This is a genomic window from Paenibacillus sp. oral taxon 786 str. D14, assembly GCF_000159955.1.
Classification (GTDB): domain Bacteria; phylum Bacillota; class Bacilli; order Paenibacillales; family Paenibacillaceae; genus Fontibacillus; species Fontibacillus phoenicis.
On sequence record NZ_GG695989.1, the window covers coordinates 6,291 to 31,855 of the forward strand.

16 protein-coding genes are annotated in these 25,565 nt (G+C 43.1%); 14 read left to right on the plus strand and 2 right to left on the minus strand.

Annotated features, from left to right (window positions below; translation table 11 throughout):
* Nucleotides 1-610: 610 nt before the first annotated feature.
* Both dgoD and POTG_RS18510 read left to right on the plus strand, forming a co-directional pair.
* A complete protein-coding gene (gene dgoD / locus POTG_RS18505) occupies nucleotides 611-1,729 on the plus strand; it encodes a galactonate dehydratase (protein WP_009226381.1) in 1,119 nt (372 codons plus the stop codon).
* 23 nt (nucleotides 1,730-1,752) lie between these two features.
* Nucleotides 1,753-3,291, plus strand: a complete 1,539-nt coding sequence (locus tag POTG_RS18510) for a sulfatase family protein (protein ID WP_036646197.1) — start codon at nucleotides 1,753-1,755, stop codon at nucleotides 3,289-3,291.
* Between the two features lie 274 nt (nucleotides 3,292-3,565).
* On the opposite strand, the gene POTG_RS18515 is transcribed toward POTG_RS18510, so the two are convergent.
* Nucleotides 3,566-5,134, minus strand: a complete 1,569-nt coding sequence (locus POTG_RS18515; RefSeq protein ID WP_009226383.1) for a sulfatase family protein — start codon at nucleotides 5,132-5,134, stop codon at nucleotides 3,566-3,568.
* A gap of 642 nt (nucleotides 5,135-5,776) precedes the next feature.
* Between POTG_RS18515 and POTG_RS18520 the strand changes: the two genes are divergently transcribed.
* The 7 genes from POTG_RS18520 to POTG_RS22815 all read left to right on the plus strand — a co-directional run bounded on the left by POTG_RS18520 (nucleotide 5,777) and on the right by POTG_RS22815 (nucleotide 19,000).
* Complete coding sequence (locus POTG_RS18520) at nucleotides 5,777-6,676, plus strand: carbohydrate ABC transporter permease (RefSeq protein WP_009226384.1); 900 nt, start codon at nucleotides 5,777-5,779, stop codon at nucleotides 6,674-6,676.
* 12 nt (nucleotides 6,677-6,688) lie between these two features.
* Nucleotides 6,689-7,519, plus strand: a complete 831-nt coding sequence (locus POTG_RS18525; protein ID WP_009226385.1) for a carbohydrate ABC transporter permease — start codon at nucleotides 6,689-6,691, stop codon at nucleotides 7,517-7,519.
* Nucleotides 7,520-7,593: 74 nt separating this feature from the next.
* Entirely contained in the window at nucleotides 7,594-8,988 is a 1,395-nt protein-coding gene (locus POTG_RS18530) for an ABC transporter substrate-binding protein (protein WP_009226386.1), read from the plus strand.
* A 370-nt stretch (nucleotides 8,989-9,358) separates the two neighbouring features.
* A complete protein-coding gene (locus tag POTG_RS18535; protein ID WP_157273508.1) occupies nucleotides 9,359-10,252 on the plus strand; it encodes an ABC transporter permease in 894 nt (297 codons plus the stop codon).
* 11 nt (nucleotides 10,253-10,263) lie between these two features.
* The gene (locus POTG_RS18540) at nucleotides 10,264-11,154 is read left to right on the plus strand and encodes a carbohydrate ABC transporter permease (protein ID WP_009226388.1); all 891 of its coding nucleotides are present in this window, start codon (nucleotides 10,264-10,266) and stop codon (nucleotides 11,152-11,154) included.
* 47 nt (nucleotides 11,155-11,201) lie between these two features.
* Nucleotides 11,202-12,860, plus strand: a complete 1,659-nt coding sequence (locus POTG_RS18545) for an extracellular solute-binding protein (RefSeq protein WP_009226389.1) — start codon at nucleotides 11,202-11,204, stop codon at nucleotides 12,858-12,860.
* Nucleotides 12,861-13,057: 197 nt separating this feature from the next.
* Complete coding sequence (locus tag POTG_RS22815) at nucleotides 13,058-19,000, plus strand: S-layer homology domain-containing protein (RefSeq protein WP_050769814.1); 5,943 nt, start codon at nucleotides 13,058-13,060, stop codon at nucleotides 18,998-19,000.
* Between the two features lie 253 nt (nucleotides 19,001-19,253).
* Here the strand turns inward: POTG_RS22815 and POTG_RS22820 are convergent, their stop codons facing one another.
* The gene (locus POTG_RS22820; RefSeq protein ID WP_009226391.1) at nucleotides 19,254-20,057 is read right to left on the minus strand and encodes an AraC family transcriptional regulator; all 804 of its coding nucleotides are present in this window, start codon (nucleotides 20,055-20,057) and stop codon (nucleotides 19,254-19,256) included.
* A gap of 162 nt (nucleotides 20,058-20,219) precedes the next feature.
* On the opposite strand from POTG_RS22820, the gene POTG_RS18560 reads away from it, so the two are divergent.
* The 5 genes from POTG_RS18560 to POTG_RS23335 form a co-directional block, all read left to right on the plus strand.
* Nucleotides 20,220-22,466, plus strand: a complete 2,247-nt coding sequence (locus tag POTG_RS18560; RefSeq protein ID WP_009226392.1) for an FAD-dependent oxidoreductase — start codon at nucleotides 20,220-20,222, stop codon at nucleotides 22,464-22,466.
* 55 nt (nucleotides 22,467-22,521) lie between these two features.
* Nucleotides 22,522-24,039, plus strand: coding sequence for a sulfatase-like hydrolase/transferase (locus POTG_RS18565; RefSeq protein ID WP_232282352.1), 1,518 nt, complete (start codon nucleotides 22,522-22,524; stop codon nucleotides 24,037-24,039).
* A 451-nt stretch (nucleotides 24,040-24,490) separates the two neighbouring features.
* A complete protein-coding gene (locus POTG_RS25260) occupies nucleotides 24,491-24,742 on the plus strand; it encodes an extracellular solute-binding protein (RefSeq protein WP_009226394.1) in 252 nt (83 codons plus the stop codon).
* A gap of 115 nt (nucleotides 24,743-24,857) precedes the next feature.
* Nucleotides 24,858-25,229 (plus strand): S-layer homology domain-containing protein, encoded by a 372-nt coding sequence (locus tag POTG_RS18575; RefSeq protein WP_036646203.1) that lies wholly within the window; start codon nucleotides 24,858-24,860, stop codon nucleotides 25,227-25,229.
* Nucleotides 25,230-25,565, plus strand: a 336-nt coding sequence (locus POTG_RS23335) for an S-layer homology domain-containing protein (protein ID WP_269724345.1), incomplete at its 3' end; no start/stop codon positions are given.

The window sequence follows — 25,565 nt, forward strand, 5'->3', positions numbered from 1 at the left end:
GCAATATTAAATAACTTTTAATGGAATAGGTGATGTGAAAATGTCGGATACAACCAATGTGTTGGAGGAGAACTTCAAAAAGTCCATGGATAAAACTCATAAATGCGCTAGGACAACTTGCGTGCGATATGTCCGTCTGCTCAGCGTTGTCATGGGTCGAGAGCAATTGAGAGGGAACGAACGGTAATTGATAGAATCGCATCAACTACAAGGGAAAATACTGTAGTTTAATACCGAGCCGACTATGCTGTATTGAATCAGAAATGCATTTGTTGATGGGCGACATTTGATTCCCAAAGAGTTTACATTCGGTAATGTGATCCTTGCATAGAACGTGGCGAAGTTTGATGTGTTTTTTCTGAACACTACAATTGTAATCTTAACGGTTGTATTGTTGGTATTGCTCATTTCTGCTCCCGAACTAAGAATGTTTGGACTTGGCATGTATGCCTTTTTCGGAGAGTATTCCTCTGATCGGACTGCACTGGCTGCGGGTGCTATGATTACATTAGTGCCAATCATTATTGTTTTCTTATTTTGCCAGAGATATTTTAACGAGGACCATTCCGACGCAGTGAAAGGTTAATGATGGGAAAGGAATGAATGCAGGATGAAAATTACAGCGGTAAATGTGTTACATGTAAAGCCAAGATTCACCTTTGTAAAAATAGCAACAGATGAAGGGATCACCGGTTGGGGAGAAGCCGTTGTGGAAGGAATGTCTCGTACGGTAGAGACGGCGCTTCAAGAGTTGAAGGAGTTTTTAATCGGGGAGGATCCAACAAGGATTGAATTTTTGTGGCAAGCGATGTACCGAGGTTTGTTCTATCGGGGCGGTCCTGTTCTGTGCAGCGCGATAAGCGGTGTGGATCAGGCACTGTGGGACATACTAGGCAAGTCGTTAAACGTGCCAGTCTATCAACTTCTTGGCGGTTCCGTGCGAAGTCGCATACGCATGTATAAGCATGTGATTGGGGATACAACGGAAGAAGCGGTGCAAAGCGCCAAACAGGCAGTGGCAGAAGGATTCACGATGGTCAAAGCAGGTTTAGAAGCCAAGCCGCGTTTTGTGGAAGGTCCGGCATTTATTGCTGCTCAAGTAGAACGGATGGAAGCCATTCGTGAGGCGATTGGTCCGCATATCGACTTTGCCATTGATTTCCATGGGAGGGTTAGTCCGACATTTGCGATCCAACTGGCCAAACGGTTTGAGAAGCTTGATCTATTGTTTATTGAAGAGCCTTGTTTGCCTGAAAATGTGGACGCGATGGTAACTGTTGCTCGTTCTACATCCATTCCGATTGCAACAGGCGAACGTTTATATACGAAATGGGGATTTCGGGAATTACTGGAAAAACAAGCTGCGGCAATCGTGCAGCCTGATCTTGCACATTGCGGAGGCATTTCCGAGGGAAGACGCATTGCAGCGATGGCGGAAGTGTATTATGCCGGTTTTGCGCCGCACAATCCGTTAGGCCCGATCAACCTGGCAGCCAGTCTTCAGGTTTCCGCTCATGCCGCCAACTTCGTGGCTCAGGAGCATGTGACATTAGGGGAGGGGTACTTGAAGAAGCCGTTTGAGGTCAACGAAGGATATATTGAACTGTCAGATCAGCCAGGACTAGGGATTGAAGTGGATGAAATTCAGTTGAAAGACATGATGTATGAAGGGAATTGGCGCTCCCCTCGATGGTTCCACGACGATGACGGCTCAGTAGCAGATTGGTAGATAGGAGGAGGGGAAATGATAAGATGAACAAAACAGAGAGACCGAATATTTTATTTATTCATACAGATCAACAGCGGGCAGATTCGTTAGGATGTTATGGAAATACAGTGATACGAACGCCGAATCTGGATCAGCTGGCTGCATCGGGTACGTTGTTTGAAAATGCTCACTGTACACATCCGCTGTGTATGCCTTCACGTGCAACACTGCTTACGGGCAGATACATGCACGCCCACCGTTTATATCGCAATGGGATCCCGCTAAGCCAGCAAGAGCAGACCATTGCCCATTTATTAAGTAAGTCCGGGTACGCAACAGGTTTGATTGGTAAAGCTCACTTTACGCCATACAAAGGAGATCCCAAAGTCAATCCGGAGTCGGTGCAAATCAATAATGGTGTTGCACCAGAGGAATGCTGGGCGTACTGGCGGCAATTTGAGGGGCCTTATTACGGATTTGATCATGTACAGATGAGTATGGGACACGGTGATTACGGGATGAAGGGCGGCCATTACGGTTTATGGGTTCATGAGCAGCATCCAGACAAGGTGCCTCTCTTTGATCAGGACATTCATGGAGAGCCATCTGATGGTGTATATCGTAGCTGGAAGTCGGCTGTGCCGCTGGAGATTCATTCGTCCACATGGACGACAAACAAAGCGATCGAGTTCATCAAACAAAACAAGGATCGTCCGTTCTATGCGTGGATTGGATATCAGGAACCGCATGAGCCGTTTAATCCGCCAAGACCATATTGTGATATGTACGACCCACAGGAGATTCTCTTGCCTGTGGGTCGTGATGGAGAGTGGGGAAGTGAATCGCCAGAGCATGTACAATATTATTTGAATCGAGGAAAATGGAAGGATATTCGTGAGGAGAAGGTTCGGGAAATTATTGCGCATTATTATGGCTGCGTTAGTATGATCGATGATTGTATTGGTCGCTTGATGAAGACACTGGAGGAAGAGGGGCTGGCAGACAACACGATTATCATATTTACTTCTGATCATGGGGAGTGGCTTGGTGATCATGGACTATGGTTGAAGGGAGCGGTCCATGCAAGAGGGTTAACGCGCATTCCTTTGATGATCAAGTGGCCGGGTACGGCAGTAAGTGGCAGACGTGTGTCCAATGTGGCCAGTCTAATTGATGTTATGCCGACATTGCTTGATGCAGCAGGGGCAGAAATTCCATATGGTGTGCAAGGAACGTCGTTGCGCAGTGTTTTGGCAGGTGAACAAGACAAAGTGAGGGATTATGCTCTGATTGAACATCGGCACGAACCGTATCATCTCAACATTCAACTTGAGAAAGAAGAGTTGGTCATCAATAAAGGAACAGAAGAATGGCATATGAAAACGATTGTGACCGACCGCTACAGGTTGAGCTACATTCCGTCAGCCCAATACGGTGAGTTGTACGATCATCAAACAGATCCGGATGAGCTGATTAACTTATGGGATAAGTTTCCGGAATTGCGTGTTCAGCTGCAGCTGCAACTGTTGGATAGCTTGATCGAAACCGAAGAAGTATTGCCAAGGCGCATCTGGCAAGTTTAATGAGGAGCATTGAACAAGCTAGGAAAATTAAAATTGAGGCTGAGACAAAACCTACCTAAACCAAAAATTCCGAGTGTTCTACGAAAGTAGGACACTCGGAGTTAATTTTTTATGGAGGATTATCAAAAAACAAGGTGTTACTTGTATGCTTTTGGGGTACATTAAATTAATGGATAAAATGTCAAGAAGCTTAGCAACGTCAGGAGATGCACAAAAGGAGAAAGTCGTTTGCTGGACCTTCTCCTTTACATCATTTCATCCTATTTCCATATTATTATTGTTGTCGCGTACATTGCGTGATTCCCCCATCAGCTTGAAGTGTATCGGCAACCTTACTCCAATTGTCAGCTTGATCGAGGATGAATTTATAGACTTGATTCATATTCGCTTGCTTTAATCCGCGATAGTCAGCAAGCGCTCCCAAACTCTGCTTCCAACTTTCAAGCTTGGACAGCATTTCTTCCTTCTGAGCGGCATACTTCGGATTATCGAACAGATTATGCTGCTCGTAAGGGTCGCTGAGCAAATCGTAAAGCTCTCCTTCTACTAGTGGCAGGTCGAAGAACGGTGAGTATTTCAAGTAATGGTCTCCATAAAGCTTCTCATGGATCGATTCTTGCTCCGGATAGATTGTCAGCTTCCATTGGTGATCGCGGATCATGAGTGCTGGCTCTCTGTGAAGAGAACCACAGAAGTATTGGCTATGGGCTTCTGTTCGATGCTCCTTCGATTCACCGCGGCATACGGGCAGCAAGCTTTTTCCCTGGACCTCTTCCGGTACTGCAATTCCTGCAGCATCCAATATAGTAGGCAGAATATCTATAATTTCTGCAAACGTATCGAGTCGCATGCCGCCGTTTACATTTTGTGGCAGCTTTACTAATAACGGAATTCGAACGACAGGCTCATACATGTGTCCCCATTTCTCCACGAAACCATGCTCCCCCATCATCGAGCCATGATCTGAGGTGAAGATAATCAAGGAGTCATCATAAAGCTCCAGTTCCTTCAATCTGGCGATCACTTTTCCAATGCGATCATCAACATGGGTGACCAATCCATAATAGCTGGCTAAGCTTTTACGGTAATCTTCTTCGGTCAGTTTGTCAAAGCCACGCACTTTGTGAAAATACCGATGGGTGATCGGTTTATCATCGAGTGATCTGCCTGCGTTTGGCGGAAGCGGCATTTGTGCTGGATCATACATTTCAGAGTATGGTTTTGTTGGCATGTATGGTGTATGTGGGTCATGCAAGGATAGATGATGGAATATCGGTTTATCACTTCCCGGAATTTCTGATATGCGACGAATATAATCTTCTGTTAAGCGGGAGCATGGTGTTTGATCGGGATGGGTCGGGCTTTCTCCGTGGATGACTAAAGGAATATCGCCTTCATTTTTTTTGTAGCTGGACTTTTTTCGCATTTCGGGATCTTTAATGCCGAGAAAACTTGTATAAGGATCGCCATATCCACTTTGAAATTCCTCGAACCCAATTTCTTCAGCGGAGCGATGAACATGAAGCTTACCAAAGAGCGTTGTTGTATAACCGTTTTGGCGAAGTAAATCAGGGAGAGGCTTTTCATCGTCAATCATAAGCATCGCATTATCCAAAACACCATTGCTGATCGGATTTCTGCCTGTCATCATGCTTGCTCTGGCAGGTACGCACATCGGGCAATTGGTATAGGCGTTCTCAAATATGACGGCATCTTTAGACAGGTTGTCAAGATGAGGGGTTTTCACAATGGAGTTTCCCATATAACCAAGACTGTCTGCTCTGAGCTCATCGCACATTAGAAAAAAAACGTGTGGTCGTTTGTTTGTTTGCAAGTGAATCACTCCTTATTTAAATAGTATTACATTAAACCTACATCCAATTTTAAATATAGTCAATTATTATATATATAGTATTGTATAAAAACAATTGACAATGTAAGCGCTGTCGTTTATTGTTTGAATACAAAACATTGTTATATATATAGTTAAATAGGAGGTGCAAACATAATATTAACGGTTTTTAAGGCGCGACTAGGAATGATGATGACAGCAACAGCAAATGTTGTCGAATGTTCGTTCCATACAAGGCATGTGTATGCAGATGTTTGTGCAACCGCCGATCAAATGCTGTAAAGGGTTCCAGGTGCCGATGAAGTCAACGATATCGATAGTGTTGAAACTTATCTGGAAGCGGCGCAGGATCCAATTCCAGCGAAAATATGAATGCAAGGTATATTAACGGGGAGATTCGATGCGGAGTCAAAACGGTTCATTATATAAATAATGAATATGGTGAATAATATGGCTTGAATCACGATCCGGAGGAAAAATGTCTGGGACCATTAAGCTTACGAGAAGTATAAGCTGGAAGGCTATCGCGACATTGTTAATCATATGTATCGTGTGATTACTAAATCAAATATTCATTGGAACATCGGTACACCGGAGATTTAAGCTCTTGTTGAAGAAAAAAGGGAGGAGAATATGAAAACAAAAAGAAAGATCACGCTTAGAGACAATTTGGTCGGGTATTCCTTTATTTTGCCTGCATTAATCGGATTCATGTTATTTATGGCTTATCCACTGTTTAACTCTTTATATATAAGCTTCATGGATTGGAACATGTTCAAAGGGGCTGAAGGATCTACATTTATTGGTCTTGAAAATTATAAAGAGGCTTTTGATAATGAATATTTTCGAATAGGTTTTGTCAACAACATCTTGATTGTGATCATGGCAGTCCCAATTTTATTGTTTCTGGCTTTGGTAATCGCTTCTTTGCTCAATACGAAAATCATGGGTAGAGGTGTGCTGAGAGCGATGTACTTTGTGCCGTATATCACGACAATTACTGCAGCAGCTTTAGTTTTTTCGGCTATCTTTCATCCCGAATTTGGACCAGTCAATGCATTATTGCAATCTCTTGGTGTCGATCCAGTACCTGGATGGTCAACTAGCGTGAAATGGGCCTTGCCTACGATAGCATTATTCTGGATCTGGAAAAATGTTGGCTACTGTATCGTGATCTTTTTGGCTGGGCTACAAGGGATTTCTCGCACTTATTATGAGGCGGCATCCATCGACGGCGCCAATAAACTGCAACAGTTTTTCAAGATCACCGTGCCCATGATTTCACCTACTACATTTTTCCTGGTGATTACTTCTGTGATTTCTTCATTCCAGATTTTCGCTGAAGTAATGGTGATGACTAATGGCGGACCGGGTACTTCAACGGTGACTATGGTCTTTCATATTTATGATACCGCATTCAAACAATACAATATGGGCTATGCTTCAGCGGTATCTTGGTTGTTCTTCATTATGGTTGTCATCATTACGATGATTCAGTGGATTGGGCAAAAATACTGGGTGAAATATGTGTAGGGAGGGAAGGTCATGAATATTCGCAGGGAAGGGCTTTCCATGCTCATTTTAACGTTAATGTTAGCTGTGTTTGGTGTCTTGATGGTTTTTCCATTGGCTTGGATGATGTCAGCTTCGCTAAAGTACGAAAGTGAAGTGTTCAAAATGCCAATTGAATGGATACCCTCCAAGATTAATGTAAGCAATTATATCACGGCGATGACAGAATTTCCATTTCTGAATTGGTATATGAATACGGCCTTGGTTACCTTGTATATTGTTTGTCTCGTTTTATCTGTAAGCACCATTGCCGGATATGCATTTGCGAAGCTGGAGTTTAAAGGGAAAGATGTAATTTTTATGATATTTATCGCTACGATGATGATACCAGTCGAAGTGCGGATCATTCCACAGTTTATGATCTTTAAGTCACTCGGTCTGATCAATAATGTGATAAGTGTCGCATTACCATGGATGTTTAATGCTTTTTCTATCTTCTTGATGCGTCAATTTTTCACATCCATTCCTAATGATCTGCTTCAGGCAGCAAGAATCGATGGTTGTAATGAGTATAGTACTTTTTTTCGGATTGTGTTGCCACTAGCCAAGTCACAGATTACCGCATTATTTATTTTGGCATTTACGTGGGGATGGAACGAATATTTAAGCCCGTTGATTTATATCAGTGATGTGAACAATCAAGTGCTGAGTGTAGGGATTGCCAGTTTCAAGGGAGAGTATTCTACGAACTTCGCTGTACAGATGGCTGGTGCAACAATGGCGTTAGTTCCGATTATCATTGTGTATTTGTTTGCCCAGAGACATTTTGTTGAAGGGATCGCCCTCTCTGGCGTGAAAGGGTAATTTTCGCTATGTGATGTGGTTATTAAGCGGGCAAAGCTGCTTAATGATAAATATGATAAAAGGGGAGAATGAAAATGAAAAGAGGCATGACGTTGTTCTTGGTGTTGTCAATGCTCCTGTTCATCATGGCGGCTTGTGGCAACAATAATTCAGTCAATGATGGCAACGCAGGTCAGAACGATAACAAAGCTGCGAGCAATCAAGGTGGGCAAAAAACAGATGACCAGTCCGAGAAGAAGGAACCGATCAAGATGGTTATTCATCTAAGTGGCATTGATGAAGATATTAAAATGCAGGAAGCGATGAAAGAAATTCAAACGTTGGACAAATATAGTCATGTAGAGTTTGAATTTCATGGCAGGGAAGCAGATTACCTTACGTCTGTTCCGATTGCCATAGCTGGTGGCAGTCAGGTCGATATTATGATTGTTCCCAATCCGATGATTCAGCAGCAATGGGCTGATGCAGGCACGATCGTCCCGCTGGATGATCTCGCGAAGGAAATCGGTGTCGATTTCGATAAGGAATTTGGACCATACGTAGAGAATGCTTCTAATAATGGTGAAATTTTCATTGTTCCACATAACATTACCAGATGGGCGCTTTATTACAACAAAGATATTTTTGATCAGGCTGGTGTGCCGTATCCAGATGATAAAGTACCGATGACTTGGGATGAGTACCGTGAAGTGGCTAAACAGCTGACAAGCGGTGAAGGCTCTGATAAAGTGTATGGCGCATTTTATCTGCCATGGGGAACATTCTGGTATGGCGATGCGATCATGGAACTTGGTGGCGGCGAACACTTCTATAACGAGGAAGGATTGTCCAATATCGAACAACCGGCCTTCGCAAGAGGATTGGAACGCGTCTACAACATGATGCATGTGGATAAAAGTATGCCGACCCATGCGAATACTGCAACTTCAAAAATTGATCCTCCAGCGTTTATGAATGGTCAATACGGTATGAATATTCAAGGTGGTTGGGTGTTGCCATGGGCGGCTGACAAGGATAATTTCCCTCGTGACTGGAAAATCGGTGTTGCTCCAATGCCAGTGGACAGTGGTGAGAAGATGAAAACGTGGGGAATCGTGAACGGTTTTGGTATTTCCCCTACTTCTGCAGATCCGGAGCTTGCTTTGGAAATTGCCATTGATTTGAGCAGACTTTCAGCTAAATATGCGGTATCTTCAGAATCAGCCAACCGTACGGTTGCACAAGACAACTTGTTTAATCAATTTGGTGAGTTGTTGGCAGATGATGATATTACGGTAGACCATCTCAAATATATTTTCACAAGTCCAGAAGCTGAGTTTGTAGGTGAAAAAGTAATGGGACCAAACAATGTCCAATATGAGAAGGTTATTACCGAAGAAGTTGAAAAATATCTGGTCAAAGAGCAAGATCTGGAATCCACGATTCAAAACATCAAAGAACGCGGCGATAAGGCGATTCAAGATAAATAGATTGAGAAATATTTCGATTCAGCTGTCTATGCGAAGTGAATTAAATCCCGATTCAATCTGCGTCTGCAAAGGACAAGGGACTCTGGTCGACATGGCATAGAAAACTCGTTAAGCTGACGAAAATGTCTTGGACTGAAGCCTCTCACTTCTTTATGATAAAAGTCAATAAAGCCTGAAATCCCTTGATACGGCAGGGATTTTAGGCTTTATTTTTTCCGCATATGATTCCGAATTTCACCGATTGCAAGCAAGGAAATGAGTTGCTAAGATTACGATGCATGCGACATTCTGAAAGCGCTTAAGAATTGGAGAGCTTGTGGAGAGTACAGTTCAACAACAAGTTTAGAAGATAAGACTGGAGGGGAAGAAATTGCTAGCAAGATGGAAACGATATTATGATTTATACTTATTGCTTCTGCCGACGCTTCTTTATTTTGCAATTTTCGAATATGGTCCGATTTATGGTTTACAAATTGCGTTCAAAAACTTTTTGCCGTTCAAAGGAATATTGGATAGTCCCTGGGTTGGATTTGATAATTTCCAGCGTTTTATAGAAAATTACAAATTCTGGGAAATATTACTTAATACTATAACGATTAGTATTTACGAGCTAGTTCTTTTTCCAATACCAATTATATTGGCATTGCTGATCAATCAGCTTACAAGCCGGAAGTTTAAAAGGATTGTACAAACTGTCACCTACGCACCACATTTTATTTCCACAGTCGTCATTGTGGGTATGCTTTACTTATTTACGAATCCAAGAAATGGTATTATAAACCAACTATTAGAGGGATTGGGATTTCATAGTATATATTTCATGGCCAAAGCGGAATGGTTTACCTCCATCTTTGTTTGGTCCGGTGTCTGGCAAAATGCAGGTTGGGGAACGATTATATATTTGGCAGCACTCACATCAATTAATCCAGAGTTGCATGAATCGGCTGTTGTAGATGGAGCAAGTAAAATAAAGCGAATTTGGCATATAGATTTGCCAGGAATTATGCCGACAGTGATTGTATTGCTTATTCTGAGTATCGGCAATTTTATGTCAGTTGGTTTTGAGAAGGTGTATTTGATGCAGAATCCATTGAATATTTCTACAGCTGAAATTATTCAGACTTATGTCTACAAGAGTGGGCTGTTAAATGCACAGTATAGCTATTCTGCAGCAATTGGCATGTTTAATTCAGTTATCAATTGTATCTTGCTAGTCAGTGTGAATTTTATTGCCAAGCGTTTCTCGCAAACAAGTCTGTGGTAGGGGGACAGCACATGGATACTTTGAGTAAAAGTAAATCGGATAAATTATTTGATGTGATGAATGTCATATTTTTCTGTGGGGTTTTGTTTATTGTTATGTACCCTTTGTACTTTATTATCATTGCTTCTATCAGCGATCCGGACCTAGTGAATGCAGGACAAATCCGATTTTGGCCCCAGGACATTACATGGATAGGCTATGAGCGCATTTTGAGCGATGATGAGATATGGAGAGGGTACTATAATACGGTGTTCTATGCAGTGTTTGGCACAATATTTCGAGTTAGTCTTATTATCACAGGGGGCTATGCTCTTTCACGGAAGGATTTGCCGCTATCAGGTCTTTTTATGATTTTGATTTTGTTTACGATGTTTTTTAACGGTGGATTGATTCCGACCTATTTGTTGGTCAAAAACCTTGGGATGGTTAATACTGTGTGGGCGATGATTGTTCCTGGTGCAGTGAGTGTCTATCAATTGATCATTGTCAAAACTTTTTTCCAGAGTACGATACCCAAAGAGATGCTGGAGGCGGCGATGATGGATGGGTGTGGTAATATTAAATTTTTTACGAAAATGGTTCTACCACTTTCTTTGCCGATCATAGCTGTTATGGTGCTGTTTAACGTAGTTGCAATGTGGAATTCCTACTTTCAGGCACTTATTTACTTGAATGATGTAAATCTTCAGCCGTTGCAAGTGATATTGCGCAAGATTTTGATTGTTAGTGAGGCGCAGCTGAATATGATTAATGATTCAAACGATGCAGTAGAGGAACAGAAGGTTGCAGGTCTTGTGAAGTACGGAATGGTGGTTGTTTCAAGTCTTCCTGTTCTTGTCTTGTATCCATTCCTGCAACGATATTTTGTCAAGGGTGTCATGATTGGTTCGGTGAAAGGTTAACCGGACTTTCATGAATAAATCAAAAATTTCTTAAGGAGGTCACAGAAGTGAGAAGAAAATGGTTGCTTTCATGTGTGTATGTAGTGGTCATTGTAGCGTTATTGGTTAGTGGATGTTCAAGAGGGGGGAACAACGAACCAGGCAATGGTAATCAATCTACCGGGCCGGGGAGCTCCAGTAATAATGAAATGAACGATCAGCAGAAGGATACGGCAGATCGAATTCAGTTTCCATTACAAGAACCTGTAAAATTAGAGATTTTTGCGAATACCGCACCGCAGGTGAAGAAGGATTATAACGAGCTGCAAATGTTTAAAGAGTTGAAGGAGCTTACCAATGTCGATGTAGAGTGGACTCAGGTTAGCTGGGAGCATCTTGGTGAGAAGAAGAATATCCTGCTTGCCAGTGGAGATTTACCGGATGTGTTTTATGGGAGAGCTGTATTAAGTGATGCAGAAATCGTGAAATTAGGTAGTCAAGGGGCGATTATCCCGTTGGAAGGGTTGATTGAGCAATATGCACCGAATTTGCAAAAAGTTTTTGAACAGCGTCCTGAATTCAAAAAGATGCTTACAGCTCCGGATGGTCATATCTACTCACTTCCCACTATTGTAGAACGGGATTTTAACGAAATCGCACCAGTTCTGTTTATCAACAAGAAATGGCTCGATAATCTTGGATTGTCGGTTCCAACCACCATTGATGAATTTTACACGACGCTAAAAGCGTTTAAGGAAGACGATCCAAATGGAAACGGACAACAAGATGAAATTCCATTATCCTTCCAGTTTAACAATGCTGCCAATGGAGCGAATTCTTTGGCAGGGTCATTCGGAATCAAGTTGGATGATCCGCGTAACAATCTGTATGTCGATAACGGAGAAGTAAGATATGCTCCAGAGCAACCGGAATATAAAACATATCTGCAATATATGAGCAAATTATTCAAGGAAGGGCTTATTGATCCGGAAGTATTCACACATGATGAGAATACTTACGTGACCAAGGTTCGAAATGCAGATGTACCGGTTGGTGCCTTTTTCGGATACTCACAGCGTAGTGTATTTGGGAATGTGAATGAAGATTACGTGCCTGTTATGCCGCTTAAGGGCGCGAATGGAGAACAAGGATGGCTGCGCATGCCGGTTGCGCTCAATAAGGGTGCATTTGCCATTACGTCAGTTAATAAATATCCAGAGATCACTATGCAATGGATGGACACCATGTATGATGAATTGCTAAGCTTCCAATTTGAGATTGGACCAATTGGGGTGACAGTAGAAGAAAATTCAGATAATACATTTACCCCTATACCAGTTCCAGAAGGCATGAATGCAGGTGATTTCAAGCATTCGGAAGCTCCGGGTAATGGTGCGACTGTCATCGTGTTGAAAGAGATGGTTGATCGTTTGATTGATGAACAAGCGGATGAAAAGAGAGCGTATTACAATATGTATCTTCCTTACACAACGGATGAACTCATATATGATATGCTTTGGAGCCCGGAGGACGGAGAAAAGCTGGCTGAAATCAATCTTGACTTGAACGGTAAAAATGGCTACTACGCCAGCACCTACGCTAAATTTGTAATGAATGGTTTTACAGATGAAGACTGGAACAACCATCTTGAGCAGTTAAAGAAGCTGAGAGTTGATGAATATAAAGCACTGTATCAAAAATATTATGATTCTTATGTAGGGAAGTAATCAACAATACATTGGATAGTGAACTAGAGGAATCCCTCTGGTTCACTATTTCTGTTAAATGAATTGACAGTTAATTGTTGCATTATAGCTTTAATTGAATGCGCTTACATGGGAGTTGATTGCACATTTACTGAATCAAAAATTATTGTTGAACAATTTAGGGAAGTGCAAATGACTATAAGTAGAGGAGGACCATAATGAAAAAAATTATATCAACTCTATTGTGTGTGGTATTGCTTGCTTCGATGGCTTTTCCGGTAGATGCCATAGAGGAACCAACAATTACCGATGCACAGCAATTGGCGGATTATTTGAGAACGAAGATAACCCCGGGGGGAGATGCTGCGAAGATAAAGACGGCTGACGGTGGCAATACCGTTCAAGTAAGCACGCCTGTGACGCTAGATGTACCGTTTACTATTCCGAGCGGCGTGAAGCTGCAACAATTTGTGAAGATGAATATTAACGAAACGATTATTGTCCAAGGGAAAATTCAAGACAGTCGGGGAGCAGAATACCGAGCTGATGGGTTGGTCGGCACTGGTACAGGAACTGTTGTGATTGACACTTATGGAAGCTACTTTCAGCAAGGCATTGAGGTAGTAGGATCCAATGGATTGTTTGTTTTGGACTCGGACTCCAGTGTCACATTGCTGTCGAACAACCGATTAGAAATCACAACAGGTACAGTTACGGTACCAGCAGGAAAGAGCATTACATCAGATATATTGAAAGGCATTATTGTAGCTCCTGGAGCAAATTTCAACATCAACGGGACAGTGGAAGTACCAATAGATTGGGGCGATACGGGGGTTGATAAAACAGCTTTAATCGAAGCGATTGCTGATGCGAATAACTTCAAAGCATCTGTCAAAGTCAGTGTAGATAGTTCAGATGTTTCGAATTCCAAAAAATGGGTTACACAGGATGTCATGGACAGTTATAGTCATGCGATATCTTTGGCGTTAGAAGTAAGGAATGATTCTGCAGCGACACAATCTGACGTAGATAACGCCATTGATGTGCTTGAAGCTGCGACGGATGTTTTTCTTGCCGCCATGCAAGATGGCACAAATGATGAAGCAGCGGTTGAGATTGAGACTGTAGCGGATTTAGCAGAATTTTTGAAAACGATTACTGTAGACGATTCCAAGGTAATGATCAGTGGGAATGCTGCACTGCTTTATGAAGACATCGAAATAAACAGGGACTTTATCATCCCGAGTGGTGTGAAATTACAAACATTTGCAAATATCAAAACAGACGCAACGATTACAGTATATGGTACGGTGCAGGACAGTCGAACTCCAGAGAACAGGACAGATGGTTTGATAGAAACAGGCTCGGGATCATTCGTTTTTCATACCGGGGGAAGTTACTATCAGCAAGGTACAGAAGTTATTGGACCAAACGGTATTTTCAAGCTGGGATCGGACGCCAGTTTGACGCTGTTCAAGAACAATCATGCTGAGATTACATCCGGATCGGTAACGCTTGCCAAGCAGATCAATAGTGGGGTGATTGAGAAGATAACAGTTGCCGTTGGAGCAATTTTCCATGCTGATTCCAGTAAAATCGGTGAAGGAGTCATTTATATTCCTGTTGGAGTCAATCAAACAAAACTAGGCGAGACAATCAAATTGGCTGAAGCCAATCTTAATGCAACATTAGTGAGCAATGATGGAGCCGACATTGATGCTGATATGTATTGGGTTACACAGTTGGATCATGATACTTTTGCGCTAGCAATTCAACAGGCGAAGGCTACCAAAAACGGTCCCGATGCAACAGAAGAAGAGCTTGGTTTGGCATTGGACGATCTTGGAGCTGCTATGGATCATTTTATAGCTGCAAAGAAGCAAGGCTTGATACCGGTTGCTGAGATTACGACAGCTGAACAATTGCTTTCTGTCATCAACAGTTTTAAGGAAGGGGAGGAGGATGTAGCTCGACAATTAAGCGATGAAGTAGTCAATGGTGTTACGTTGGATGTTATCGAAGTATTCAAACCTGTTACCATAAAGAGAAATATTACTGTTCCAGAAAATGTGAGGCTGAGATTCACCGCACAAATGACAGTGAATGCTAAGATTACTGTTAAGGGACAGCTTCAGGATTTTCGCGATGAGGGTTTTATTATCGGCAATGGAATTGTGGGTGCAGCGGGGGTTGGCTCTGTAGTATTTGAACCAGGGAGCGCATTGTATATTAAAGGGAAAGGCGAAACGATAGGCAATACAGGTATCTTGAAGATTGAGGATGGTTCAACTGTTACTTTGTTTGCCAAAAACCGCATGGAAATTACAAAAGGTTCAGCAATTGTGCTAAAGTCTTTAATTACTTCTTTAACAAATGAGCTTACGGTAGGAGCTAGTGCAGTATTAACAGTCATCGGATCAATTCCTAAAGAGATAGCTGTTCGATCAGAAGGGACTTATATCGACGCAAGCATCTTAAATACGGAAGAGAAGCTTGGCATCGAAGGCACAACAGTAACTTCTTCTGATGAAACTATCGTAACCGCTTCCGTTCAAAATGGTCGGATTAATTTACTTGTAAACACGAAGGATGAAGGCAATGCGGTTGTTACTGTTTCGACTGCAGATAACAAGACGGCCAGCATACAAATCAGTGTTAATCATGGAGCCATTGAGGAAAAGACAATAAAGAAATATGGAGCATTGTCTACTAGTGAACTGAAAGCGATGATCCAGTATAAGATCAGCGAACTGGAAACATTAATTTCACAAGCGGAATCAAAAAAATTGGATGCGGAACGGGAGAAGGGAGCGCTGTGGTTTGCAAAAGAATTTGATAAATATGCGGATTGGGATGAACAGAATATTAGTGTGAACCAAAAAATGTTTGATAACATTTCATGGTATAGACCTGGTGGAAAAACTGCTGAAGAACTCGCCAAAGAGCTCCCTGAATTTGAGCGGATGGAAATCATTGCGATGCTCGACACGGCGATTGCCGAGTTGACAGAGGTGATCAACGGTACAATGGTTCGTAGGCCGGTTCGTCTTGTGGATTGGAACGGAATTTCTTTGCAGGGCAGCAATTTTTATAGCAATGGTAAGCCAGTATTTTTGCATGATTATTTCTCTAAGCCATTGGATGTGCCAACAGACGATCAGATGCTATACAACCATTACCTAGGCAATATTGATCATCCGGAATCGCTTAATCCGAGCCTTATCTCTGACAGTAACGGCACACCGACTTTAGGCAAGTACGACAGTCTGATGAATCGTCCGACGAATAGCATGGGCTATACGATTTTGTGGCACGAACCTGCTCCAGACTGGGCGGTGGCACAATATGGTGAGACATTGAGGGACGGAATTACGACGTTTACGAAGTATGATATCAATAATCCTGAAATTCGAAATATTTGGGAGAAAGTATTGGAAAATACAGGTCCAATTACTTCTGGTAAGCCATATACAGAGCTTGGGTATTTACTTGCGAACGAGCCGCACTGGTTCCTTGAAAAAGGGCATTGGGCTGTTCCCAAGAAGGTTAACGGTCAGGAGGGGATTTCTGATCTCGCTCTTCAAGCGTTTGCTCAATGGCTAAGTGAACGTCATGGAACGGTAAGCCAGATGAATGCAATCTGGGGAACGACTTTCTCCAGCTTCAATGAGGCAGCCGCCACGGTCATACCGCTGGAAAAATCGTATAAAGGGACGCCGATTGGATACGATGTAAGCCTGTTCAATATGGAGAGAGGAACAGAGTGGCTGACTTTCCTACATGATCAGGTGAAATTGAATGATCCGGGAGCGAAAACACATATCAAGATCATGCCGGACTTGTTTGCCGAAGGGAACAGGACGCATGGAATTGATTTTGAGAAACTTACCGAGATGGTTGAAATCATTGGTGATGATGCGAAAACGCGCAAACTGAATGTCAGAGCAACAGGATCTTCAGAGGATTGGGCCGATCACTATGCCTATTATTGGAAAGAGCTTGGCATGTCGTATGACTTCATGCATTCGGTCAGCCCGGATAAAGCACATGTGAATTCGGAAGTACATTTTCTTTCCACTACGGCATATCGAGATTTATATATGAAGCCCGAATATGTTCGGTCAACGTATTGGTTGGCAACGATTCTAGGGATGGATGCAGGTTTTACCTGGTTTTGGGGGAGAAATCCCGATGGTTCCATCGAGAATCGCTTGATGACCACCAGCGTGCAAGGATTGTTGGAATCTTATCCGGGTTCCGTTGCCCAGCAGCCTCGCGTAGCTAATGAATTGAGCAAGACGATGATGGACTTGAATGCATTCTCTGAGGAAATTGTGAAGTTTCAAACTCAGAAAAAGCCGATTCGGATATTCTACTCTGAAACGTCGGCGATCAATGATGAACATTACATGGATGATTTATTCGACTTGTATGAGTCAATGTACTTTGACGGAGTTCCGATTGGTTTTGCAACAAAGAATATAATAAAGAAACAGCCAAATTCAGATTGGGATGTCATCGTTGTTTACGAGACGCAGGAGGTAACTGACGAAGAATTTGACGTTTTGCAGGATTACCTTGATCAGGGTGGGACAGTGATTATCGATAACGCCAGCTTGAAGTTCAATGAGTATAAACAACCACGTGCAGCGTCACTGAAGGCAAGCAATGGTACATTGATTGTGAAAGCAGACCATGATGTGCAAAGCATGGCAACGAGCGCGTTCGGGATCGTGTCTGCCAATGGGCATATGCCTCCTGTTGTTGTCACAGAAACGAATGGGAACACGAAGAAGGGAGCGATGTGGCGCGTTGTCCCGAACGGAGAGAATCGTTATGTCATGACTATTTTGAATCTTGGGAAAAATCAGGCAACTCTTGATGTGTCGATGGTTAATGGCATGAATATAACAGTTACTGATTTGTTGACTGGAAAGCGGATGGGCAATTCGTTTTCATTGGACCCTGAAGGTGTAATGCTGCTAGAAATCAAAGCGCTTCCTCGGACAAACCACGGGCATGAACCTGGCGCAGATACTTCAAATTCTTCTGAAGTGGAGGTTGTCAATAAGCCTGTAGTGAATGAGGGAAAGATTGAAGTTTCAGTCGATAAAGGAAAGAATAAATTGATATTACCAGCAAACGCTAAAGAAATAAATGGAACAAACATGCTGCAATTGACAAATGAAAGCTTTAAGGTGATCATACCAGCGAATGTGCTTGAATCGTTAAAATTGAAGGCAACAGAAGACATGCTTATTAATGCGGGCATCACATTTGAATTCAAACCGATGGATGAAGCAGAGAAGAGAACGCTCTTAACAAATGCTTCAAAAAAGAATCATGTTAACCTGAACCCCGTGACAGGGATATATCATTTTTCTTTATCTCTAAACGATCAGAAAGGAGATTTGATCTCATCAGCAACTATCGAAGAACCGATACGCATTGAGTTGGTGGTTTCCCCGAAAGCAGACTCGAATTTACTGGGGATGTACTTTGTTGGTGAAGATGGTACCTTGGAGTACGTTGGAGGAGAGATCATCGATGGGAAATTGGTGGCTAAAGTCAACCGTTTAGGCAAATATGTAGGTTTGGAGTACAAAAAAGTATACACAGACGTAAGTGAAACATACTGGGCTGCAGATGCAATTCAGAGTGTGACAGCTAAGCATATCATTATCGGAGTTGAAGATGACAAATATGAGCCACATCGTAGCGTGACACGAGCGGAATTTGCAGCAATGCTTGTCCGTATGTTAGGTTTATCCGTACAGTATACAGCATCATCGTCTCCATTCCAAGATGTCAGTGAAACAGATTGGTTTGCAGATGAAGTTGCAGCAGCCTATGCAACAGGCATTGTTCATGGTAAAAATGATGGAATTTTTATGCCAAATGCCGCCATCACGAGACAGGAGATGGCTGTTATGATCATTCGTGCTTATGAAGTTGCACATTCGACAGGAGTCTCAACAGAAAATCTGGAGTTCAGCTTTGCAGATATGGACCAAATTAACGAATGGACAAAGCCATCCATCGCTGCTGCCATTGAGCTTGGATTGTTGCGAGGTCGAACGAATAATCTGTTTGCCCCGCTCGACGAAACTACTAGAGCGGAAAGTGCACAAGTAATTGCTAGGCTACTTATGTTTTTGTAAGTATGCTATGAATGAGAAGTTAACTGATAGAATACCGTCGGGAATTCACATCCTGACGGTTTTTTGTGGAAAGCAAGGATCTTCATGCAAGAAAACTATCGAATCGTGGTAGACATCGACATGGAGAAGTTCTTCGACCGAATCGATCACAGCTGCCTAATGGAAAAAGTCGTGCTGAAACGTGCATAGGTCTACTCTATTTGGCAACCGGGCATTTTGTTCCGAAGTTGCGGCGAAGCTGGATCTCAGATCATTATCGATAAAGCTGCTGTCTGTATTCTTTGGGAGAGAGTCCTGTTACTTGCTTGAACACCCGACTGAAATAATAAGGATTCGGGTATTGAAGCATTTCGCTGATCTGTGAAATATTCAGTGAATCTGATTGCATGAGTTCGATGGCTTTTTGTACCTTCAATTTTTTGTAATATTGGTTGATTGTTGTGCCTGTTGTGGATTTAAACAATCGTCCCAAGTACGTATAGTTCATATTGAGTTCATCTGCAATGGCTTGGCTGTCGAAGGGACGATCCAGCTGGGACTGCAGACAACGGACGATGCTGGTGACGATCATATTCGAACGATGTTCGATATTGGCACTCAGGTGCTGGTACATTAGATCACAAAGAAGTCCGTACAAGTGTCCATTGATTCGTTCTTGATATAAAGGTTCTGCGGACTGATAGATCCGGTGCATTTTATTTAAGGTATGTGTCAATTGTTCAGGTGCAGCGACTGTTACATGCTTAGGGAGAAAAAGCTGGTTCTCTGAGTGCTTGAACTCAGAGGGAGCAAAGGAAACCCAGAACCATTTTGATCCAGGTGGCGTTACTTTTTTCCCCCATTGATGACATCCATTTTTGAGAAAAAAAATCTGGTTTTTCGTTACAGTATAGTCGATATCCTCCTCACATATTTCAACCTTCCCTTGTAACACAAAAATCATCGTGTTGATGTTCAATATGCGATCCACATGATACCAAGGCTGTTTTGTTTCAAAAATCCCGATTGTAAGCAGCGTAGGAAGCTCATTTCGATTGATAAAAATTTGATGCTCCATGAACAACACTCCATTTTTCCCATCTTATAAACAGTATACCAAAATAGTTGAAATAAGATATGTATTTTGCATTTATATGTATTTCATAAGTCTTTTGTAAAGGATATCTTATTGATATAAGACAAGAAGGTATTTTCGATAAAATTGAAAGGAAGAAATATTATGGAGTTCAAGAAAACGGTGGTCAAGTATGATCTGACAATTATAGGCGGAGGAATGCCCGGGGTTTGTGCTGCTGTGCAGGCTGCCCGACTAGGTTTGAAAGTTGCGCTCATTAATAACCGTGGTTATCTCGGAGGCAACGCAAGTCCTGAGAATCGAATTAACGTTGCAGGAGCAGATGGCGCGCAGGAATTTAATTTCTACGCCAGAGAATCAGGCATTATGGAAGAGCTTCGCTTGGAAAATTTATATCGAAATCCGCAAGGCAACGCCTATTTATGGGAAACGATACTACTCGATTTTGTCATGAAGGAAAAAAATATTGATTTGTATCTGAACACGAATATCGATAAGGTCGAAACCGATGGAGAAGGCAAAATCGTGTATGTATCAGGCTCGCAATCCGGGTCTGAAAAACGATTTGATTTTTATAGTCCTTATTTTCTCGATGATACGGGGGACGGGACTGTGGGCTATTTGGCGGGAGCGGAATATCGAACTGGACGGGAAGCAAAGTCGGAGTTCGGAGAGCGCATCGCGCCGGATGAAGCAGACGATCATGTTTTGCTTAGTACATTGTCTTGGTATACCAAGGATACTGGTCGCAAAGCGCGGTTTGTGATGCCCGAGTTTGCCAAGAGCCTGAAGGTGGAAGAAGCGCTGCAGCATCGGGAAATACCGGAAAGAAATCCAAACAGTACGCGATATGAAGGATATCGCATGCAATGGTTTTATGAAATTGGACATGGCAAGGATCAAATCGAGCAAAGTGAGGAAGTGATGCAAAACCATAGAGAACTCGTTTACGGCATTTGGAATCATATCAAAAATAGCGGCAACTATGACTCTGACACGTTCGATCTGGAATATGTCAGCAGCATTCCGGGCAAGCGGGAATCAAGAAGATTGATTGGCGATTACATCCTGACAGAACAAGATGTCGTGGAGCAGCATGATTTTGAGGATGCCATCGGCTATGGCGGATGGTCGATTGATCTTCATGCAATCGAAGGCTTTTTCTCCAAGGACATGACAACTAGACATTTCGTGCTGCAGGGTGTATATCCGATCCCATATCGGAGCTGTTATTCGAAAAATGTCAACAATCTGTTCGTAGCCAGCCGTTGTATGTCCACTTCCCATGTTGCTTTTGGCTCAACGCGGGTCATGGCAACCTTGGCGGTGCTTGGCCAATCGTGTGCGGCTGCGGCTTATCTTTGCAAAAAATATCAAGTTCAACCAAGAGATATTTATGAGCACCACATGCATGAGCTTCAACAATTGCTTTTGAAAAATGACCAGTATATTATTGGCAAGAAAAATGAAGACCCAGAGGATGTATGCCGAACAGCACGTTTTTCAGCAAGCTCAGTGCAACGCTGCAGTTTAGAGAACATGGATCGCGCTGTGACATTGCAAGAAAGTCTCGCATTGATTGTTCCGGTCAAGGATTCGCTTGAGTATATAGCTCTGCGTCTTCATAGTGAGACGGATACTAGCTTGCGTTACACTGTGTACACTGCAGCCAAGCAACAAAACTATGGACCACAGCAAAAGTTATTCGAGGGGTCTGTAGCGATTTCGGCAGGCAACAATTTTAACTGGGTTCAATTACCAGTACCTTGCAAAACAGAGTCTGGAAAGCTGTTTATTGAGTTCGAGGTCAATGATGCGCTCCAACTGGGTCTAAGTAATGATGATATCAATGGCTTGTTTTTCTTGAAAAAAATATTATTGAATAGACGAACGACATTTTGCGATATTAATACGTTGGAAGTAAAGAAGGAAATGTGGAGTAGAGATAGTGGACTGCCGTGCTTCCTGCTTGGACCTGAGCAAGATATTTATGGCGCTGAAAATTTGAACAATGGATACGCCCGGAACCACGGGTTGCCGAATTTGTGGCTGTCTGCTGTTACGACTGGCGAGGAAACCGTGCATGTACGTTTTGATGGCGAGAAAAAGCTGAGCAAGCTGCAAATCGTATTTGACTCCAATTTGAATTTTCATTACGACAATCTTGAGATTTATCACGATTTTACAGTGTTCCCGACTCTGATTCGAGACTATACAGTGTATGCGAAAGGGAAAAATGGCTTTGAAGAAATTGTCCAGGTTACAGGAAATCACCAAAGAGTCAACAAGTTGACATTTGATGTGATTACGACAAATGAACTTAAGCTTGTGTTCCACCGAACGAATGGAGCGAAACGGATCGGTGTGTATGAGATCAGAGCCTATGCATAATCTATGAAAGGAGAATGAATCCATGATGCCCCGAAAACCACCTGTATTTTTTATTATGACAGATGAATTGCGAGCAGATACGTTTGGGTTCAGAGGCCATCCGATCGTGAGAACGCCTCACCTGGATGCCCTTGCGAAGGATGCGGCTGTTTTTACGAATGCATATACGAATTGTCCGATGTGTGCGCCTGCTCGAGTGAGCTTGGCTACGGGGAGATACGGATTAAGCCATGGTGTGCTGGACAACGCTTTTGCACCAGTCGAAGATGAGGTTTCTTTATACCAAACGATGCATGACCATGGTTATCGCACGATCAACTATGGCAAAACACATTTTAATACGCCCGGCAGCTTCGGCTTTGAGGAAAATTATCCGCGTGGTTTATTTGACGATGGCGGTGTCAGTGTGTTCGGAGTAACGGATCGCGAGCTGTTAAATCGAAGTGTTTACAAGAAGAATGAGGGAGAGGTTTCCTTGATCATCCATGGAAAAAATCCACAGAAGCCGGAGGAAACAGCCGATTCTCGTGTTACCAGAGCATATATAGACAGATTGGATGAATTGAAAGACAGTGAGCGACCATTATTTTACCGATTGTCGATCATCGATCCTCACACGCCGTATTTTCCAACGGAACCGTATGCCTCGATGTATCACCCTGACGATATGCCTTTGCCTGCGACATGGAACGAAGATTTGACGTCGAAGCCGCTCATGCATCGTTATTATTACCGTGCACGGGGGTTCGATCGTTTGACAGAGGAAGATTATCGTAAAAGTATAGCCAGCTATTACGGCTTGATTACCCATGTGGATGATCGGGTGGGGCAAGTCATCGCTCGCTTAAAGGAGCTAGATCTTTATGATAATTCTATCATTGTTTTTACCTCCGATCATGGCTCAATGATGGGCGAACATGGCTTTATCGAGAAGTGGGGCATTATGTATGAAGAAGTGTGCAGAATCCCCTTGATGATCAAGTTTCCCAGATCGAAGTATCAAGGAAGTTACGACAGCTTTGCTGAAATTGTGGATATTATGCCTACGATTATGGATGCAACAGGTATTGAAGTGCCAGCATGCGTGCAGGGGACATCCTTGATGCCGTTGCTGAGGGGGGACGAAGTTGCTGTCAAAACGGAGGTATTCGGACACATCTTCACTGGTGGTTTGCAGGATGAACCTGCTCTGATGATTCGAAGCGGGCAATGGAAGCTAACTTTGTATCCTGGTCAAGAACAGCTGCATGATAAGCTGCTGAATGACCATTATTTGAAATATACGCCAATGTTTCTTGAGGATGTCGTGGAGGGCGAGCTGTATCATCTGGAGGATGATGCCCAGGAAGTTCACAACCTGTTCCATGACCCGGCATATCGAAAGATTCGGGATCAGCTGATCTCCCGGCTGGACAGCTGGCGAAATGAGCTCGGGAGAATTGCTAATTATCGCGGGATGGAACGATCGGAAAAAAATACGGTAAACAGTTATCATTTGATGCAGGCGGACAATCTTGCCAAGATGCAGCGCTTGATGAGCGCCGAGGGGACGATTACGCAGTTGAACAGGTAAAATCTTTGAATGCTTCTTAAATAAGGCAGGCAGCTCGCCAGTATTACGTTCAGCAAGCAAGATGATGGGGTATTTTCGTTTATTACCACTTAAATTTGATTTTGAAAGTTGATAGTATCTACGACGTATCACCCTACGAATAGAGATTATTGGAGTCGGGCGGAATCACTACCCTATATCTGAAAATCTTCTACCATGATTCTGATGATTATCCCTTTAACCCAAACTGAAGATCTAGACAACAATTATCATTGTAGAACATAAAAGGGAGGTTTATAAGAGAGATGAAGAAAATAAAAAATTCGCATTTTTACTCGCAGCTTTTGCTCTTTTCCTTACTGCCTGCGGTAACAACGGTTCCAACAATGGAGGAAACGAGAATGCATCTGAGGATCAAGTAACGATTTCGATTTGGCATAACTGGGCTGGTCAGGATGCAAAAGCAATTGCGATGAGAGGCATTCTTGATCAATTTAGTCAGGATCATCCGAATATTAATTTGGAAATCGAAGGGCTGCCAACAGACGGCTTGAAGACTCGCCTAAGAACAGCTGCTGCAGCTAACGAAATGCCTGATTTGTTCGTAATGTGGCCAGATGCAATGACGAAGGAATTCGTAAAAGTAGATTTATTGCAGCCAATTAATGATTTCCTTGATAGTAATGCCGATTGGAGAGATAATTTTAATTTTCAGCTTCGATGAGCATCGCTAGCGGTTGAAGGAAGCCAAGAGCGGCATTGCGGGTTTCTCGGTCAACCCGATCGTGGAGGGTGCGAAGTTGTGATTCGCCCATACGAATGTCGGGAGCGTCGCCGGTTTGAACGGCAGCGCAACATTGGTAACGCTTGTGTTTGAACGAATTCGTCCGGGTGAAGCCGTTGTTGTGCTCGAGAGTGCCGAATTGGTGGATGCCAGTCTCGTTATGATCGCTTACGCGCGGGGCCAACAGGTTGTGGCAGTCAGTAAGTACGACGGGATGGGCTTTGTCGATACCGCCGTTCATTGGGCGGAATACGAAATTAATCACGCAATATCGCTTGGTTTCATCCACGGCTACGGCGACCGTACGTTCCGTCCGCAGCGTCAAGTCACTCGTGCGGAATTCGCGGCTATGCTCGTACGCGCGCTGCAGCTGCCATCGGCGGCTGACTCCGAAGACGAAGCGGACGCTTACGTCGATCACGACTAGATCGCCGCATGGGCGCAACCGCATGTATATGCAGCGGGCAAGGTTGATTTGTTAGTCGGTTACTGCGACGGCACATTCCGCGCAGACCGTTTGGTGACGCGAGCGGAGATGGCCGTCATAGCTGCGCGATCATTGCGGTTGCCTCTTGCAGCCGAATCGAATCCGCCGTTTAACGATGCGGATCATATCCCCGCATGGGCAAGCTCGAGCGTGACAGCTGCCGCGGAAGCGGGATTGATTAAGTGCCGCAGCGGACATTTGTTCGCTCCGGGCGACTATTTGACTCGCGCGGAGGCGGTTACTGTTTTGTTGAATATACTTCTTTATTTCTTTAGA

What these genes read in the sequence shown, in the direction of transcription:
- dgoD (WP_009226381.1), top strand. Translation starts at nt 611, where the DNA reads ATGAAAATTACAGCGGTAAATGTGTTACATGTAAAGCCAAGATTCACC.
- POTG_RS18510 (WP_036646197.1), top strand. Translation starts at nt 1,753, where the DNA reads ATGAACAAAACAGAGAGACCGAATATTTTATTTATTCATACAGATCAA.
- POTG_RS18520 (WP_009226384.1), top strand. Translation starts at nt 5,777, where the DNA reads ATGAAAACAAAAAGAAAGATCACGCTTAGAGACAATTTGGTCGGGTAT.
- POTG_RS18525 (WP_009226385.1), top strand. Translation starts at nt 6,689, where the DNA reads ATGAATATTCGCAGGGAAGGGCTTTCCATGCTCATTTTAACGTTAATG.
- POTG_RS18530 (WP_009226386.1), top strand. Translation starts at nt 7,594, where the DNA reads ATGAAAAGAGGCATGACGTTGTTCTTGGTGTTGTCAATGCTCCTGTTC.
- POTG_RS18540 (WP_009226388.1), top strand. Translation starts at nt 10,264, where the DNA reads ATGGATACTTTGAGTAAAAGTAAATCGGATAAATTATTTGATGTGATG.
- POTG_RS22815 (WP_050769814.1), top strand. Translation starts at nt 13,058, where the DNA reads ATGAAAAAAATTATATCAACTCTATTGTGTGTGGTATTGCTTGCTTCG.
- POTG_RS22820 (WP_009226391.1), bottom strand. Translation starts at nt 20,057, where the DNA reads ATGGAGCATCAAATTTTTATCAATCGAAATGAGCTTCCTACGCTGCTT.
- POTG_RS18560 (WP_009226392.1), top strand. Translation starts at nt 20,220, where the DNA reads ATGGAGTTCAAGAAAACGGTGGTCAAGTATGATCTGACAATTATAGGC.
- POTG_RS18565 (WP_232282352.1), top strand. Translation starts at nt 22,522, where the DNA reads ATGACAGATGAATTGCGAGCAGATACGTTTGGGTTCAGAGGCCATCCG.
- POTG_RS25260 (WP_009226394.1), top strand. Translation starts at nt 24,491, where the DNA reads ATGAGAGGCATTCTTGATCAATTTAGTCAGGATCATCCGAATATTAAT.